This is a genomic window from Azospirillum sp. B21 (assembly GCF_008364825.1).
Lineage (GTDB): Bacteria > Pseudomonadota > Alphaproteobacteria > Azospirillales > Azospirillaceae > Azospirillum.
Genome location: NZ_VTTO01000008.1, coordinates 203,100 through 219,053 on the forward strand (window position 1 = coordinate 203,100; position 15,954 = coordinate 219,053).

A 15,954-nucleotide genomic window follows, 5' to 3' on the forward strand; every position below is an offset into this window, starting at 1 on the left:
CGGGATCACCCCATCCCCACCGCCAGCATCCCGCCGCCGGCCATGGCGAAGCCGGCCGGTTGCGGGCGGACGTAGCCGATCGGATTGGGGCGCGGCTCGTTGCGGCCATGCTGGATGAAATGGACCAGGGCCTGCTGCTGGTCGCTGCCGAAGGCGGCGCTCAGGTCGGGGTTGGCCATCAGATAGGCGAGCGCGTTGAACCGGGTCGCCCGCCCGCCCGCCTGTCCGGTCGACTGGTAATGGGCAGTGGCGGCGGCGGTGTCGGTGCCGAAGGTTGCTGCCAGATCCGGGTTGGCCGCCAGATAGCTCAGCGCGTCGAAGCCGGCGGCGTCGCGCCGCGGCGTGCTGCCGTAAAGGACGACATAGAGCTTCACCTGCTGCTCGCTGCCCGAGAAGACGCTCAGCAGGTCGGGGTTGGCCAGCAGATAATCGTGGGCGTTGAAGCTGGTGGTGCGGTTCTCCAGCCGGCCGTAGCGGATGTAATGCTCCTGCGCCCGCACGGGGTCGTTGCCGATGGAGGCCGCAAGATCGCGGTTCGCCGCCAGATAGGAGAGCGCGTCGAAGCTGGTGGCCCGCCCCTCCCGCCGGCCGCTGGACAGGTAGTGGCCGGCCGCCCGGGCGGTGTCGGTGCCGAAAGCGGCGGCAAGGTCGGGGTTGGCGGCCAGATAGGCCAGTGGGTCGAAGGTGATGCCGCGCCCCTCGGTCCGGCCGGAGGTCACGTAATGGCGGGCCGCCGCTGCCGGGTCCAGCCCGAATGCCGCCGCCAGATCCGGGTTCGACACCAGATAGCCGTAGCCGTCGAAGCTGGTGCTGCGCCCTTCTCGCCGGCCGTTGGACAGGTAATGGCGGGTGGCGGCCGTCGTATCGGTGCCGAAGGCGGCGGCCAGATCGGGGTTGGCCGCCAGATAGGCCAGCGGGTCGAAGCTGCCGGCCGACCGGCCTTCCCGCCGGCCCAGCGTCAGATAATGCCGGCTCGCCGCCACGGGATCGGCGCCGAAGGCCGCCGCCAGATCCGGGTTGGCGGCGAGGTAGGAGAGCGGATCGAAGGACCGGGTCGCCCGCCCCTCCGCCAAGCCGAAGCCCAGGTAATGCTCGCGCGCGGCCGTCGCGTCGGTGCCGAAGGCGGCGGCCAGATCGGGGTTGGAGGCGAGATAGGCCAGCGGGTCGAAGCCGGCCATCGTCTCGGCCAGCGGGGTCACCCGCAAGGTCACGGTCTGCCCGCTGACCGCACCCTGGCTGTCGGTGACGGTGTAGGCGAAGGAGCCCGGCGATGCCGGGGTGCCGGTTGGGGCATGATAGGCCAGGCCGGCCAGATCGGCCGTGCCGAGCGTCATCCCGGCGGTGATGGCGGTGCCGTTGGCCAGACGGAGCGTGCCGGCGGCCGGCAGCCGGGCCAGCGTCACCGTCATGCCGTCGCCTTCGTCCGGGTCGCTCGGCCGGTCGATGCCGAGCGCGATGGCCGGCCCGCCTTCCTGCACGGTCAGGGTCTTGTCGCTTTGCACGGCCGGTGGCCGGTTGGCCGGGCGCGAGGCGATGGTGAAGCCGATCCAGCGGCTCCACGCCACGCCGTTGTAGGCACGCACCGACAGCTCGTCGAGGCTGGTCAGGGTGGAGGCGGCGAAGGTGACACCGGCGAAGGCCGCCGCGGTCAGCGAAACCACGGCGCCGGCACCTTGAGCCGTCCCGCCGACCATCAGAGAACCGGCGCCGTTGGTGTTGTCGACCAGTTCGTACTGGGTGACGAGGCCGCCGGCCGGATCGGCGGCCGTGATCAGGCTGGCCAGCGTGATCGAGGAGCCGATGGAAACCCGGCCGGCCCGGACGGTGACCGCCGGGGGCATCAGGCTGATGCGGGTGTCGGCGAACAGGGCGTATTCGACGTCGGTCAGCGTGTCGGTGCCTTCGCCGCCGCCGGAGATGACGGCGCCGTCGGCAGTGACGGTGACGGTGTAGGAGGAGCGGCTGCCATTGTAGACCGCGGTGTCGGTACCGCCGCCGCCCTGCAGCGTATCGTCGCCCGCCCCGCCGGTCAGCGTGTCGGAGCCCTCGCCGCCGGTCAGCAGGTTGTTGGCGGTGTTGCCGATCAGGATGTCGTTGCCGCCGCCGCCGATGGCGGTCTCGATGGTGACGCCGTCGGCGATCGCCACATTGTCCACCGCCAGCCCGCCCGATCCGTTGGGGCCGATGGAGCTGAAGGCGCCGGGCGTCAGGTCGATGGTGACGGCCGACGCCTGCCCGCTGGCGTCGATGCTGTCGGCGCCGCCGGCATCCCAGATGGCCTGACTGACAGCCACGGTGTTGCTGGCGAAGGCGTAGCGGTCGTCGCCGATGCGGGTGGCGGTGTTGGCGCCGTACAGATACTGGACAGCCGCGATGTCGTACAGCGCCGGCCCCGTCGCCAGCCCGTTCAGGCCCAGGCTGGGGTGCCGGTTGTAGGACATGATCGTGTAGCGGTAATTGTCCTCCGACGAGGACAGGTAGGGCGGTTCGCCCCCGCCGCCGGTGGCGTTGTAGTTGCCGGGATGCTTCAGCCCGATGGCGTGCCCGATCTCGTGCAGGATGGTCAGATAGCCGTAGCTGCCCTGCGTCGGGCTGGCATTGGTCGCGGCGCTGTTGGAAAGATAGATGTCGCCGCCGCCGTCATAGAGCGAACTGGTCGGATAGTAGGCGTAGGCGGCGCTGGAGCCTTGCCGGTTGGTGCCGATGCGGATCGACCCGCCCTGCCCGCTGTTGGCGCTGTCGGAGGTCTCGACGAAGAAGATGTTGGCGACGGCGCTCCAGGCGGCGAAGGCCTGCCGCACCGCGTCGCGCTGCGTGCCGGACAGCGCCGCGAAGCCGGTCCTGTCCGAGGTGGAGGCGTAGGACGGCGCCTGCTCCATGAAGCTGTAGCTGACCGTCGCCCCGCTGCCGACGGCGCCACTGCCCCAGCGGGGCGTCCCCGCCGCCAGCAGGGTCGAGACGGTGGCGAAGGAGGCGCCCTGCGGCTGGCTTCCCTGCGGGTCCAGCCCTGCGGCGATGGGAGCGGCGCTCCAGCCGGCGGCGCTGCACAGCAGGCAGGAACAGGCGGGCATCGTGCCGGCCGGGTCGTCGGACAGGTCGGAGATGGTGGTCGTCATGGCCGGGAGGAAGAATCCGCGCCGCGGACTGCGGCTCCGCCACTCTACAGCCTTTCATTCCCCTATCGAAAGGGGAGGAGAACCCGGACCTTTTTTCTCACCGGCCACGGCGCTGCCGGTCCTCTCCACGTTCTCCTCTCCACGTTCATTCCTTCTGCGCGATCAATTCCTCGAACACCGCCTCGATGCGGTCGACGGACCGGGCGACGGTGAAGTCGCGGGCACGGTCGCGGCCGGACAGGGCCAAGCGCTGCCAGGCGGCGCGGTCTGCAACCAGACTGCGCAGGCGGTCGGCGAGCGCCTCGTGGTCCTCCGCCGGGAACAGCAGGCCGTCGACGCCGTCGCGCAGCACCTCGCCGCTGCCGCCGGTGCCGCTGCCGACCACGGTCAGGCCGGCGGCCATCGCTTCCACCTGCGAAATGCCGAAGGGCTCCTGGAAGACGCTGGGGAAGACCAGCACGTTGCAGCGGGCGAACAGGCCGGACAGGCCGCGGCGGTCGAGGAAGCCGGTGAAGCGCACCTTGCCGGCCATGCCGTTGCGCTCCACGAAGTCGCGGCAGCGGGCGGCGAGGTCGGCGTCCGGCGCCTCCCCGGCGAAGGTGCAGTCGAAGTCGATGCCCTCGCGGTGCAGGATCGCAAGCGCGTTGACCAGCGTCTGCGGCCCCTTGTAGTTGACGAACAGGCTGGCGAAGGCGATGCGCAGCCGGTCGGGCGCCGGCATCACCGCGCGGTGGAAGTGATCGACGCGGGCGCCCGGGTGGATCACCGTGGCGGACAGGCCGTAGCCGCCGGCGGCCAGCCGCTCCGCCACCCAGCCGCTGGCAGGCCCGGCGCGGTAGAGGGGGGAGCGGGGTGCCGCATCCGGCGCGTAGCCGGGATGCTGGTTGCCCAGGCAATGCAGCACCGGCACGCCCATCTGCCGGGTCAGCGGGTCGAGGAACCCAGTCGCCAGCATGTCGAGGTTGCCGACCAGACAGGCGTCGGCGCGGAAGTCGCGGGCGGTCTCCAGCACGCGGCGGATGTTGGCGCGGATCAGCGCGGCGCAGTGGGCCGGATCGTCGTGGGTGAAGGCGCGCCCGTCCTTCCAATATCCGTAAAGTGTCAGCGAACGGTCGACATGCGCCTCGATGTCGTCGGTCCCGGCCATGCCCGGGCGGGCGAGCTCGGGCACATCGGCGGTCAGCACCTTCACCGCATGGCCGCGGCGGATCAGCTCGGCCGAGAACTCCCACAGCTTGCGGCCATAGCCGCCGAACTCCTGCGGCGGGAACAGGTTGGTGACCACCAGGATGCGGCGGTGCCGCCCGGTCGAGGGGGCGGTCGCCTGCCGGAACAGGCTGCGGTAGCGCTCCAGCCCCGGATGATTGCCGGCCGCGGCGGCGAGTGCGTCGTCACCGAGGTCGGGGGCGGGATCGGATGCACCGGCAAGACGGGCAGCGCGCCGGGCCTCGCCCAGATAGATCACCGCCTCCACCGGGCGTCCGGCCCCTGCGCACAGGCGGGCCAGCCCGGCGAGCGCGTCCGGTTGCTGGCGGTCCAGCCCGACGGCGTTCAGCAGGAACCGCTCCGCCAGGGCGTCCTCGCCGAAGCGGAGGGCCAGCCGGGCGACGCCGACCATCTGGTCCGTCGTCCTCAGCATCGGCTCCAGCGCCGCGAGGCGGGCACGCCGCAGGACCGGCGCCAGCCCCGCCGCCAGGGCCGGGTCGGACAGCGAGCGGGCGGCATAGCGCAGGGCGTCGGCGCACTGGAACAGGATGCCGCCGGGTTCGGTCGGCGCGAAACCCCAGCCGGCCAGATGGGCCGCCGCCGCGGCATGGTCGCGCGACGAAGCGGTGGGGCAGAGGACGGAGGCGCCGGGCAGCCCGGCCATCCGGCGGTCGGTCTCCGCCCTGTCGGGCCAGGGCAGCAGGGTCACCGCGTCATCCCGCACCCGGTCGGCGGCCTGATCGGCAGATGGCGGCAGCGGCAGGGTAACCGGATCGGCCGTGCTGTCGGGCGGAGCGAACGCCACCCGTGCCAAGTCGCGGGCCATAAGGCGCAGGTCGGACGCGAAACCGTCCTCCTCCCCGCCGGCATGGACGGTCAGCCGCGACGCTGTCAATTGCAGCCGCTGCAGCGCCTCGTAGGCGGCGAGGCGGCGGCGGAAGCCCATGCCCTGGACCGGCAGCGCCGACAGCCCGCGCCGCTCCCCGCGCACCTCCAGCGCCGGATCGACGCGGTCGTCGAAAACCGCGGCGAAGAACTGGGCGCGCTTGACCTGCGGGCTGTGGAACTCCAGCAGATGCGCTTGGCCTGCCCGGCGGATCGCCATCGCCTCGTCGGGATGGTCGAGATAGTGGCGCGCCAACTCCACCAGTTCGTCCGGCGAGCGGTATGTGGCGAGATGGCGGCCGGGGGTGAAGCAGCGCTCCAGCCCGGCGTCCTCCGACAGCGCATCGGTCAGCAGGAAGCCGCCGGCACCCAGCGCCTCGAAGACGCGCAGGTTGAGGTCGCCGTTCAGCGAAACGTTCAGCGTGACCTGCGAGGCGGCATAGACGTCGGCCGCCCTCTCCGGCCCGGCCCGCATGCCCAGCAGCGGCAGCCCCGCTGCGGTCAGCCGGTCCAGAACATGGCGCCGCCAGGGATGGAAGGCGCCGATCTGTCCGACGAAGGTGAGGGGGAACTCGCCATCCGCCGGGATGTCGCGCCGGCGCAGTGCATAATCGACCGCCGGGATCCAGTAGACCCGCTCGAACCCCGCCTCCAGGAAGGCATGGGCGTGCTGGCGGGTGTGGTCCAGCATCACCGCGTCGAAGCTCTCCATCGCGCCGTAGGCCAGCAGCGTGCGCAGGGGGCCGGCGAAATGGTGGGTGTCGCCGACCAGCAGCACCTTGGTGCCCGGCAGCCGGTCCAGCCCGCGGGGAAGGTTGCGCCGGGTGGCATCGGCCTTCACCACGATCAGCTCCGGCCGCTGGTGCGCCGGCAGCCGGGCGACGATGGCCGTCAGGTCGTATTCGCCGGGCGGGGTGTTCAGCGAGGCGAAGCCGTCGCCGGTCTCCACCGTCAGGCAGTCGGGACCGCAGAACACCTCGCGTTCCGAAAACAGCGGCCGGCGGTAATAGTCGGGCGGAGCCAGGCAGCAGAAGAGCGTGACGGGATCGGGCAGGCCGGAAACCGGCGGGATTGGGCCGGTCACAGCGCGTCCAGCTCCCGCAGCAGGGTGATCAGCCGCCGGGTGGCGGCCTGCCAGTTGAAATGCTCCAGCAGGTGGGCCTGCGCCGACCGGCGGGTGCCGGCGGGATCGTCGATGACCGCGCGCAGCAGGCGGGCGGCGGCGTCCTCGTCGGGGCTCCACCAGTCCTGGCCGGCATAGGCGCCGATGGCGGGGGTCACGGCGGAGGGGATCATGTGTGCGAACCGCCCGTCGAGATAGGCCCGGTAGGCGCTGTGGTCGGGCGCCAGCAGGGTCAGCCCCATGGCTCCGGCCTGCGCCATCGGCAGGTCCCAGCCCTCGCCGTGCGACATGCTCCAGTAATGGGTGGAGGCGGCATGGAGCGACATCATCCCCGCATCCGGCAGCTTGCCTTCCACCAGGAAGATCGGCGCCACCCCCATCGCCGGCCGGCCGACCTGCGCCGCCGCCCGCACCAGCAGCTCGCCGATCCTGCCGGCAACCCCGCTGCTCTTGCCGACCTTCAGCAGCAGGGCGGCCCGGTCCTCCGCCCGTGTCGCGCGCACCCAGACGCGGAGAAGCCCGTCCAGGTTCTTGCGATCGGTGAAGTCGGAGACGTTCAGGATGCGCACCGGATAATCGGCGAACCGGCGGCCCATATGGTCGGCGATGGGGGCTGGGGCGATGCCGCCGGGATCGATTTCATCCACCCCGGCAGGGCAGATGTGGATGCGGTCCTGCGGGTGGCCGGCACGCAGCCAAGCCGTACGCGAGGAGTCGGTGGCGACAACGACATGGTCGTGGCGCCGGCTGAGCGTCGCCCACAGGGGGGGAATGTCGACCCCCTCGAACATGCTGAAATTGATGGTCTTCAGCCCGGGAATGCGCTCCACCGCCGGCGGGGTGGTGATGGACAGGACGGCCTTCGCCCGCACCGGGCGGTCGAGCGAGAGCAGCAGCGGGTCGATCTGGTCGTCCGGCAGGTTATCGGCGTCGCCATAGTTCAGGTCGACCAGCCGGACGTGGATCCCGGCCGCCACCAGTTCCTGGACGAAGCGGCGTACGGCATAGGCGTAGCCGCTGCTGTCGCGGAACACGCCGCGCACCACCAGCCCCGGCGGCAGGGACGGGTCGGCGGCATCGTCGCGGATCGTGCGGGCGGTGACGCAACGCTCCAGGGCGCAGCGCAGCCGGGAACCGGGCACACGGCCGCCGGCCTCCACCACCGCGGCGCGGCGCAGCAGCCGTTCGGCCTCATCGATCCGCCCGCAGGCGAGCGCTTCGGTCCCCAGGCGCTGCAGCGTGGCGGCACAGTCCGGATCCACCTCCAGCTTGCGGCGGAAATGCGCCATGGCCTCGTCCAGCCGGCCCATCTGCATCAGGGTGCCGCCCTGGTTCAACAAGGCGGCGGCATGGGCCGGGATCAGCCGCAACGTGCGGTTCACCAGCGCCGCACCCTGTCCCGGGTCGGAACGGCGCCGCAGCAATCCCAGCAGATGCAGGGCGTCCGGCTGGGCCGGATCGGTCGTCAGGACGAGGCGGTAGAGTACCGCCGCCCGGTCGGCATCGCCGGCCTGATGCAGAGTGGCTGCCCGGATCAGGGTATCTTGAATCGTGGTCATGGTGCGGGCGCAGTTCCGGAACCGGGAGGGGCGAGGAAGCGGGGCAAAGGGACGATGGGGGCCGTCCGGGCCGCAGGAGCCTGGAAGGCGAAGGAAGATCAGTGAAATTCCGGAGCCTTGCAACAAGGCAGCTTGACCCTCCCGCCGATGAAGGTGCAAGTCAGAACGATCACTTCCCTCTCTTCCAGGTTACCCTTTTATGGTTGCCTCTGCCGAAATCGACGCCCCCATCCAGATCGAAACCCTGCCGGGGCAGCGGATGACGGTGCCCGATGCCGTCAAGCAGGCGCTCGACTACTGCAATGCCGGCTGGCTCGACATCAGCACCGACATCTGCGGCCGCATCCTGGCCGCCGATCCGGGCAACGCCCACGCCCTGCTGATCCGGGGCATCGCCACCTACAAGGACCGCGACCCGGCGAGCGCCGTGGCGATCCTGTCGGACGCGCTTCGCCGCGACCCGTCCTCGTCCGACGCCATGTACCATCTGGGCATGGCGCTGCTGCTGTCCGGACAGTTCGACCGGGCTGGCTTGGCCTTCACCTGCGCGATGCAGGCACGGTCGGACTATGCCGAGGCGATGGCGGGGCTGGCCGAGGTGCACCGGGCCAAGGGCGATGCCGACGGCGCCTTCGCGCTGCTGCAGCGGTCCGTCGCGCTGAAGGGCAATTATTCGCCTTCCTACATCACCTATTCGCTGATGCGCTTCGACCGCTCGCTGCCCCCGGAGGAAGAGGGATGGAACCGGCGGCGGGAGGCGCGGCGCGACCGCCCCCGCCTGACCATGGCCTCGCTCGGCTCCTATGGGCGCTTCGCCCAGACGGTGAACGAGTATGTCGCCGTCCGCCTCTATGCCGAGAAATACGGGATGGAGTTCCTGACCCCGGACTGGGTCGGCCATGCCTTCTTCTCCCTCGACGATCCCCGGCTGGACCCGTCGGTGCTGCCGGAGTTCCAGGGCTGGCTGCGGCAGCGCAAGGACTTCGCCCGCGGCTTCGACGAGCGGGTGGACGATCCCTTCCGCGACCGCGACCTGTTCCTGGGCGGCTCGCCGGTCAATGCCATGCTGAAGGAGCGGCGGGCCGACATCCTGTCCTGGCTGACCCCGCGCCCCTGCTGGAACCGCTTCCTGGAACCGCCGGTGGAGGCGCTGCGCCGGCGCGGCCGCACGCTGGTCGCCGTGCACATCCGCCAGACCGACTGGTGGAACCAGGACTACACGCCGCTGTCGCTCTATCTGGACTGGCTGGACGGGCTGTGGCCGACGCTGGAGGACCCCGTGCTGTTCGTCGCCACCGACGAGCCGAGCGTGGTTCCCGAATTCGCCCGCTTCAACCCGACCACTCCGGCCGACTTCCCGGTCCGTTGGGAGGGGCTGGAGTATCTGCAGGATTTCCACGTGATGACGCGGGCCGACATCCTGGCGATCAGCACCGGCTTCTTCGCCGCCACCGCCGCCGCCCTGAACCCCTCCCCCCGCCTGCTGCTCCACCCCGCCGAGGGCAACCGCGGGCTGCAGCCGTTCGAGGTCTGGCGGTAGGGCGCGCGCGGCAGGAGGGCGGCGGGAGCGCTTCAGTCCGCCGCCGGTTCCGGTGGCTTGACCGTCTCGTTCACCGGCCCGCGTGCCGGGTTGCGCATCGGATTCTTCGGGTCGAACAGGCCCAGGCGCTGCAAGGTCTGGGCGAAGCCTTCGGTCAGCATGGTGATGCGGTCGCTGATCTCGGCGATCTCGCGAGCGGAGATGACCGGGGCGTCGGCCGCGATGCGGCCGTGGGCGCGGTAGTTCAGGCGGATGGCGACGTCGTCGGTCTCGCCCTGGATCCAGGAACCATGCAGGATCTTGTTGCGCTCCCGGCCCAATTCCAACGCCTCGTCGCAACGGGCAACCAGGGCCTTGGCCTCGTCGGGGGGCAGGCGCAGGCCGGCGATGGACTTCAGCGCGTCGAAGCGGGCCTTCACCTGCATGTTGGAGGCGATGGGCAGGAAGTCGGTGTGGTCGGTCCCGAGCAGGCGGGAGATGCACAGCGACACCATGTCCTCGAGCTGGGCCCAGGACACGGCGATCATGCCGATCGCACAGTACATCTTCACGCTGAGGGGGCCCAGCCGGACCGTCCGCGTCGTCATTGGCCACCCTTGATGTCCGCGCCCCGGCCGCCGGGGCACGGGACGGAAGGTAAGCTTTTCACGCGGTGTGGAAAAGCCGTCATTGTGCGGCTTGGAGTTGACAGACCCCACGATCCATAGGATCCACTGGCCGCTGCGCACGGACCCGGCCTTTCCCGGTCTTCCCGCCGTCGCCGCCGAAACGCACCATCGGTCACGCACAAGGTATCCCGTCCCATGGCCAACCAGTCCGCCCCCGCCCCCTCGCTGCACGGCTGCCTCACCGCCGCCATCGACGTCCTGCAGCGCACCATGGACATCCTGGATCCGGCGCGGGTCGAGGCGGCGGTCGAGGCGGTCACCGCGGCACTCGGCGCCAACAAGGCGCTGCTGGTCTGCGGCAACGGCGGCTCGGCCTCCGATGCCCAGCACATCACCGGCGAACTGGTCGGCCGTTTCCTGAAGGAGCGGCGCGGGCTGAAGGCGATCTGCCTCAGCTCCAACGCCGCCGTGCTGACCGCCTGGAGCAACGACTACTCCTACGACAGCGTCTTCGCCCGCCAGACCGAGGCCTATGGCGAGCCGGGCGGCGTCCTGCTGGGCATCTCCACCAGCGGCAATTCGCGCAACGTGATCGCCGCCTTCGAGGTGGCGAAGAGCCTGGGCATGACCACCATCGCCATGACCGGCGAGGGCGGCGGCAAGCTGGCGGGCATGAGCGACATCCTGCTCGACGTGCCGTCGCGCTCCACCCCGCTGATCCAGCAGGTCCACATCTGCCTCTATCATTACCTGTGCGAGCAGGTCGAAGCCCGGCTGGCCTGACCCCGTCCATGACCCCGCTCACCCAGGATGTCCGGGACGCCCGGGATGCGCTGAAACGCCAGGCGCTGGAGGCTTTCGGCGCCGGGCGGTTGGAGGAGGCGGAGGCCCTCTACCGCCACCTGCTGGGCCAGGACGGCACGGCCGCCGACCTGTGGAACAACCTGGGCATCCTGCTGTCCGATCTGAAGCGCCCGGCCGAGGCGGCGGCGGCGCTGCGCAAGGCCCTGGTGCTGCGGCCGGACTACGACAAGCCCTGGGTCGGGCTGGGCAGCGCCGCCTTCGGCGACCGGCTGGACGAGGCTGTGCGCTGCTGGACACGGGCCATCCGGCTGGAACCGCGGCAAAGCGCCGGGCTGTGGTTCAACCTGGGCGTGACCCGGCAGATGCGGGGCGAGGCCGCCGAGGCCGCCGCCGTCTTCGACCGGGCCGAGGCGCTGAAGCCCGACGACCCGCGCGTCGCCAGCCAGCGGCTGCTGTGCCTCAACTATCTCGACCTGTCCGGCGAGCGCCTGCTGGCCGAGCACCGGCGCTTCGACGAGCGGTTCGGTGACGGGCCCGGCGGGGCCGGCCTGCCCGCCGTCCCGCATGCCAACCCGCCCGATCCGGAGAAGCGGCTGCGCATCGGCTATCTGTCGGTCGAGTTCCGCGAGCATCTGGGCGCCTATTTCCTGACGCCCCTGTTCGAGGCGGCCGACCGCGGCCGGTTCGAGATCGTCTGCTATTCGATCCTGCCGGACAGCCACGCCGACGCCTACACCGCCCGCTTCAAGGCGCAGGCGGACGGCTGGCGCAATATCGGCCATCTGGACGACGAGGCCCTGGCCGCGCAGATCCGCGCCGACGGCATCGACATCCTGGTCGACCTCGCCGGCCATTCCGGGCTGAACCGGCTGCCGATGCTGGCGCGGCGCCCGGCGCCGGTGCAGGTGACGTGGCTGGGCTATCCCAACGGCACCGGCATGGCGTCGGTCGGCTACCGCATCGTCGATCCCGTCAGCGACCCGATCGGTCCCACCGACGCCCATGCGGTGGAAACGCTGGTCCGGCTGCCCGCCCCCTTCCTGTGCTTCCGCCCGCCGGCCTCCGCACCGCCGGTCGTTCCGCTGCCGGCGGGCGCCACCGGGGCCGTGACCTTCGGGTCCTTCAACAAGCTGTCCAAGATCACCGACGGCACCGTGGCGCTGTGGGCCGAGGTGCTGCGGCGGGTGCCGGACGCGCGCCTTCTGCTGAAGGACCGTCCGCTGTCCGATCCCGGCACCGCCGACATGATACGGGCGCGCTTCGCCGCCGCCGGCATCGATCCGGCCCGGCTCGACCTCGTCGGCTTCATCAAGGACGCCGCCGGCCATCTCGCCGCCTACAACCGCATCGACATCGCGCTGGACCCGCACCCCTACAACGGCACCATCACCACCTGCGACACGCTGTGGATGGGGGCGCCGCTGGTCACGCTGGCCGGCAGCCGCCACGCCGCCCGCGTCGGCGCCAGCCTGATGACCGCCATCGGCCTGCCCGAGCTGGTCGCCGCCACGCCCGCCCATTATGCCGAGATCGCCGCCGGTCTGGCCGGCGACCTGACCCGGCTGATGCGGCTGCGCATGGGCCTGCGCGAGCGGGTGCGGGCATCGGCCCTGTGCGACGAGGCGCGCTTCATGCGCAATCTGGAAACCGCCTACCGGCTGATGTGGCGGCGCTGGTGCGATCAGCGGCGGCCAGAGAGCTAAACGGAAGGCGGCTGATCCACTTCCGCGGCGGGATCGGACTCCGGCACGAAATGCCGGGCCGGCTCCATGTTTTCGTGCAGCAGGCGCAGGACGATGACCCTGGCCGCTCCGCCGGCCGGACGTTCGACGGCATAATACAGCATGTGGGCTGCGGCGCCCCGCCGGCCCGCCGCGGTTTCCAGATGAAATGCCCGAAGGCCCGGAACGACGCCTCCACGGTCTCGGGAACCGCCCCGACCGGGGTCTTCAGCGATCATCGTCACCGCCTTCGCGATAAGCCGCTTATAGGTTTCGCGCTGGTGCGTTCCGAACCGCTCCAACGTTTCCCTCAGCACCATCTTGAAGTCCTGCTTCGCCGCGTCGGTTACCCGATAGGCCAACACCGTCCTCACTCGTCGATCCCGTCGAGGATGTCGTCTATGGGCCGGTCGTCCAGGCGACCTTCCCTCCAATCCTCGACACCGACCATGACTGCCCGCCGGAGCATCTCCAGCTTCTCATGTTCGGCAGCCTTTTCCCGGTGCAGCAGGCGCAACGCATCCCGGACGACCTCGCTTTGCGACGCATATCCCCCGCTGGCGACCTGACGCTCGACGAAGCTGGCAAGGGCCTCGGGCAGGCTGACGTTCATGGTGGGCACGGGAAACCTCCTGCTTTTCGACGTGAAGGCTGAGCAGATTGGCAAAAATTGTCAATGCAGCAGGTTTCTTGCCATGCTCCGTTCCCAATCCTATACCCGCCCCTTGCCGGCAGGCATCCCTGCGACCGGCCAGGCGAAATCGCCCATCCGTTCCTTCGCCGGTCCCTGGAAATGCAGGAAGGTGAAGAAGACCGGGGCGCCGCCGTCGGTGCGGGCGCACACCGGAACCCCATCCGTGCCGAAGCGGACGTCCTTCAGCCCATCGCGCATGGCGAAGCGGCCGTTCGCGTCGCGGATGTTGTGGTCAAACCCCTGGTCGATTAGACTTCCCTGTTCCAGGAAGCGGGGATCGGCGGCGGCGATCTCCATCAGCAGATGCATGTCGCTGACATGCGGCCGGCCGCCGATCCGGAAACGGTCGGCCAGGGCATGCAGCCGCGGCTTGTCGGCAAAGATCTCGACGAAGCGGTCGCACAGCACGCCCAGCGCCTCCGGCCCCGCAAAGCAGTTGGCCCAGCTCCAGTTTCCGGCGATATGGCCGGCGAAGGGCTCGGCGAACCGTTCCACCGGCCGGTAGAGCATGATGTCGCTGTCGAACACGCAGAAACGGCCGAGCCCATGGCGGACGGCGAAGTCATGCACGAAGAACCAGCGCCCGTAGCACATCGCCTCGTACCCCTCGCCATTCACCGAGAGATGCTCGTACACCGCGCCGAAGCGGGCGTAGGAGCCGGTGTAGAGGCGGATGTCGGCCTGATGCACCGCGAAGGGCAGCTCGCGGATCTCGTCGGTCAGCAGGATCACCGGGCTGCCGGGCGAGGCGCGCACCGCCTGCCTCAGCGCGATGTCCAGAACGGCCTTGTAGCCGATATGGACGAACAGGATCGGAATGCCGGGCTTGTCGAACGGCGTGTCGGGCATGGAGGGGCTGCTTCGTCTCGCGATAAGGGGCTGCATGGTAGCCGCCCGCGGCGGCGGGCGGAACCGGCCTGTCCTGCGCCCGGCCCGCCTTTCGTCCTTGCCCCTTGCTTGACAAGCCCGCCCTCCGGCTTCTACCGATAGCGCCTTCCTTCCCCGCCACCACACCGGACCGCTGCGATGAGCGAAGCGCCGCCCTCTTCCCCCGCCCCCGACACCGCGTCCGCGGTGCACAGCGGGTCGGCCGACCGCTTCGGCTACGAATGGGGCCGCTATGCCGAGCTGAAGGACATCTATGAGGAGCAGTTCCGCCGCTGGACCCCCTTCCTCAAGCCGGAGGACTGGCGGGGCCTGACCTTCGTCGACGTCGGCTGCGGCATGGGGCGCAACAGCCATTGGCCGATGAGCTACGGTGCGGCCGGCGGGCTGGCCATCGATATCGACGAGCGCAGCCTCGCCTCGGCCCGCGCCACGCTGGCGCCGCATCCGGCGATGGAGGTGCGCCGCCAGAGCGCCTATGAGCTGAACGAGGTCGAACGCTTCGATCTCGCCTTCTCCATCGGCGTCGTCCACCATCTGGCCCATCCGGAGACGGCGCTCGCCAACATGGTGCGCGCGGTCAAGCCGGGCGGGCGGGTGATGATCTGGGTCTATGGCCGCGAGAACAACGGCTGGATCGTCCGCTTCGCCGACCCGTTGCGCAAGGCGCTGTTCAGCCGCCTGCCGATCGGGCTGGTGCATGCGCTGTCCCTGCCGCCGACCGCGCTCTTGTGGCTGGCCCTGCGGCTGGGGCTGGACCGGCTGGAATATTTCCGCCTGATCCGCCGTTTCGACTTCGCGCATCTGCGCTCCATCGTGTTCGACCAGATGCTGCCGAAGATCGCCAACTACTGGCGCCGCGACGAGGTGGAGGCGCTGATGAAGGGCGCCGGGCTGGAAGACGTGCAGCTCGCCTGGGTCAACGAGATCTCCTGGGCGGCGATCGGAACAAAGCCCCATGACTGATCGCCTTATCTTTTAATCGAGTTTCAATCCTACGAGCACCGCTTCAACTTGCGTCCACGAAGCGTCACCCCGGCCCCCTTGCCCGCCTGTATCACCCGTCCTCACGGCCGCGCGCGGCCAACCGGCGCGGCCGGTTCTTCCGACGCTGTTCGGCCACGCGGATCGCGGCTGCGGCACGGTCGGCCGCCCCTGGCGCCGCATCCGGGCGCTCGGCGTCCGGCAGGCCCCAATAGTCGAAGTTGCCGGTCATCATTGCGACGACGCGGCGCATCTCGGTCCGGACCAGATCGCCGGCCTCGCGCGCGGCGTTGCAGTGCTCTGGCGGACACAGACCGGCGTCGACGGCCTCGGCCAGCACGCGGGTGCTGCGGTCGAGGTTGGTTGCGATGGTCCGTAGCTCGTGGAACACCGCGCGCAGCGCCTCCAGCTCAGCGGGGTTCCACTGCGGCCGGCGCGTCAGATGCACCAGGGCCAGCGAGCGCAGCCAGGTCGCCGGGCCGGTGCCGTGCGCCCGGGCCGCCTCGGCCAGGGCCGCACGCTCGGCCTCCTTGAACCGGACACCGACTTGCTGGCCCGTTCCACTCCCTCGTGGCGCCGCTGGCGCCGTCCCGTCCATCGCCTGGAGGATGAGCCGCCGCAGCGCAGCCGAGGCGCCACCGTCGGTCCGCCGCGCCCAGGCCTGGAAGCGCTCGGCCAGAGCGGCGTCGACATAGCCGCCGACCATCTTCTGTCCGGGCTTCGGCGGCATCACGCCAGCCCCGTTTCAAACCTGCTCCCACCAAACATATCCTGCCCTCTCCTTCCTTCCTCCATGGCCCCGCTTCCGTTTTGCACCGTGCAAAACCCG

At 70.3% G+C, this 15,954-nt stretch carries 12 protein-coding genes; 4 read left to right on the plus strand and 8 right to left on the minus strand.

What is annotated here, in order from left to right; all coding sequences use genetic code 11:
• Positions 1-5: 5 nt before the first annotated feature.
• From FZ983_RS20145 to FZ983_RS20155, 3 genes are all read right to left on the minus strand, one after another.
• The gene (locus FZ983_RS20145) at positions 6-3,116 is read right to left on the minus strand and encodes a M10 family metallopeptidase C-terminal domain-containing protein (protein WP_149225286.1); all 3,111 of its coding nucleotides are present in this window, start codon (positions 3,114-3,116) and stop codon (positions 6-8) included.
• 145 nt (positions 3,117-3,261) lie between these two features.
• Positions 3,262-6,291 carry a glycosyltransferase gene (locus FZ983_RS20150; protein WP_247883868.1) on the minus strand — a complete coding sequence of 1,010 codons (3,030 nt, stop codon included), beginning with the start codon at positions 6,289-6,291 and terminating at the stop codon, positions 3,262-3,264.
• Positions 6,288-7,889 carry a tetratricopeptide repeat-containing glycosyltransferase family protein gene (locus tag FZ983_RS20155; protein ID WP_149225287.1) on the minus strand — a complete coding sequence of 534 codons (1,602 nt, stop codon included), beginning with the start codon at positions 7,887-7,889 and terminating at the stop codon, positions 6,288-6,290. The genes FZ983_RS20150 and FZ983_RS20155 overlap by 4 nt, the downstream gene beginning before the upstream one ends.
• A gap of 199 nt (positions 7,890-8,088) precedes the next feature.
• Between FZ983_RS20155 and FZ983_RS20160 the strand changes: the two genes are divergently transcribed.
• The gene (locus FZ983_RS20160; protein ID WP_149225288.1) at positions 8,089-9,429 is read left to right on the plus strand and encodes a tetratricopeptide repeat protein; all 1,341 of its coding nucleotides are present in this window, start codon (positions 8,089-8,091) and stop codon (positions 9,427-9,429) included.
• Positions 9,430-9,461: 32 nt separating this feature from the next.
• On the opposite strand, the gene FZ983_RS20165 is transcribed toward FZ983_RS20160, so the two are convergent.
• The gene (locus FZ983_RS20165; RefSeq protein ID WP_247883869.1) at positions 9,462-10,016 is read right to left on the minus strand and encodes a hypothetical protein; all 555 of its coding nucleotides are present in this window, start codon (positions 10,014-10,016) and stop codon (positions 9,462-9,464) included.
• Positions 10,017-10,232: 216 nt separating this feature from the next.
• Here FZ983_RS20165 and FZ983_RS20170 point away from each other — a divergent pair, with 216 nt between their 5' ends.
• Together FZ983_RS20170 and FZ983_RS20175 are read left to right on the plus strand one after the other, a co-directional pair.
• A complete protein-coding gene (locus FZ983_RS20170; protein ID WP_149225289.1) occupies positions 10,233-10,820 on the plus strand; it encodes an SIS domain-containing protein in 588 nt (195 codons plus the stop codon).
• 8 nt (positions 10,821-10,828) lie between these two features.
• On the plus strand, positions 10,829-12,544 hold the full coding sequence (locus tag FZ983_RS20175) for a glycosyltransferase family 41 protein (RefSeq protein ID WP_149225290.1): 1,716 nt from the start codon (positions 10,829-10,831) through the stop codon (positions 12,542-12,544).
• On the opposite strand, the gene FZ983_RS20180 is transcribed toward FZ983_RS20175, so the two are convergent.
• The 3 genes from FZ983_RS20180 to FZ983_RS20190 form a co-directional block, all read right to left on the minus strand.
• The gene (locus FZ983_RS20180; protein WP_247883870.1) at positions 12,541-12,936 is read right to left on the minus strand and encodes a type II toxin-antitoxin system RelE/ParE family toxin; all 396 of its coding nucleotides are present in this window, start codon (positions 12,934-12,936) and stop codon (positions 12,541-12,543) included. The two genes, FZ983_RS20175 and FZ983_RS20180, sit on opposite strands and share 4 nt — an antisense overlap.
• On the minus strand, positions 12,933-13,175 hold the full coding sequence (locus FZ983_RS20185; protein WP_247883885.1) for a type II toxin-antitoxin system ParD family antitoxin: 243 nt from the start codon (positions 13,173-13,175) through the stop codon (positions 12,933-12,935). Before FZ983_RS20185 ends, FZ983_RS20180 begins: the two co-directional genes overlap by 4 nt.
• Before the next feature lie 99 nt (positions 13,176-13,274).
• Complete coding sequence (locus tag FZ983_RS20190; protein ID WP_149225292.1) at positions 13,275-14,105, minus strand: hypothetical protein; 831 nt, start codon at positions 14,103-14,105, stop codon at positions 13,275-13,277.
• A 177-nt stretch (positions 14,106-14,282) separates the two neighbouring features.
• Between FZ983_RS20190 and FZ983_RS20195 the strand changes: the two genes are divergently transcribed.
• Positions 14,283-15,107 (plus strand): class I SAM-dependent methyltransferase, encoded by an 825-nt coding sequence (locus FZ983_RS20195; RefSeq protein WP_149225293.1) that lies wholly within the window; start codon positions 14,283-14,285, stop codon positions 15,105-15,107.
• Between the two features lie 91 nt (positions 15,108-15,198).
• On the opposite strand, the gene FZ983_RS20200 is transcribed toward FZ983_RS20195, so the two are convergent.
• Positions 15,199-15,855, minus strand: coding sequence for a hypothetical protein (locus tag FZ983_RS20200; protein ID WP_149225294.1), 657 nt, complete (start codon positions 15,853-15,855; stop codon positions 15,199-15,201).
• Between the last annotated feature and the right edge of the window lie 99 nt (positions 15,856-15,954).

Coding starts and splice junctions, on each gene's coding strand:
- FZ983_RS20165 (WP_247883869.1), bottom strand. CDS start 10,016: ATGACGACGCGGACGGTCCGGCTGGGCCCCCTCAGCGTGAAGATGTAC.
- FZ983_RS20145 (WP_149225286.1), bottom strand. CDS start 3,116: ATGACGACCACCATCTCCGACCTGTCCGACGACCCGGCCGGCACGATG.
- FZ983_RS20185 (WP_247883885.1), bottom strand. CDS start 13,175: ATGAACGTCAGCCTGCCCGAGGCCCTTGCCAGCTTCGTCGAGCGTCAG.
- FZ983_RS20190 (WP_149225292.1), bottom strand. CDS start 14,105: ATGCCCGACACGCCGTTCGACAAGCCCGGCATTCCGATCCTGTTCGTC.
- FZ983_RS20155 (WP_149225287.1), bottom strand. CDS start 7,889: ATGACCACGATTCAAGATACCCTGATCCGGGCAGCCACTCTGCATCAG.
- FZ983_RS20195 (WP_149225293.1), top strand. CDS start 14,283: ATGAGCGAAGCGCCGCCCTCTTCCCCCGCCCCCGACACCGCGTCCGCG.
- FZ983_RS20160 (WP_149225288.1), top strand. CDS start 8,089: ATGGTTGCCTCTGCCGAAATCGACGCCCCCATCCAGATCGAAACCCTG.
- FZ983_RS20175 (WP_149225290.1), top strand. CDS start 10,829: ATGACCCCGCTCACCCAGGATGTCCGGGACGCCCGGGATGCGCTGAAA.
- FZ983_RS20170 (WP_149225289.1), top strand. CDS start 10,233: ATGGCCAACCAGTCCGCCCCCGCCCCCTCGCTGCACGGCTGCCTCACC.
- FZ983_RS20200 (WP_149225294.1), bottom strand. CDS start 15,855: ATGCCGCCGAAGCCCGGACAGAAGATGGTCGGCGGCTATGTCGACGCC.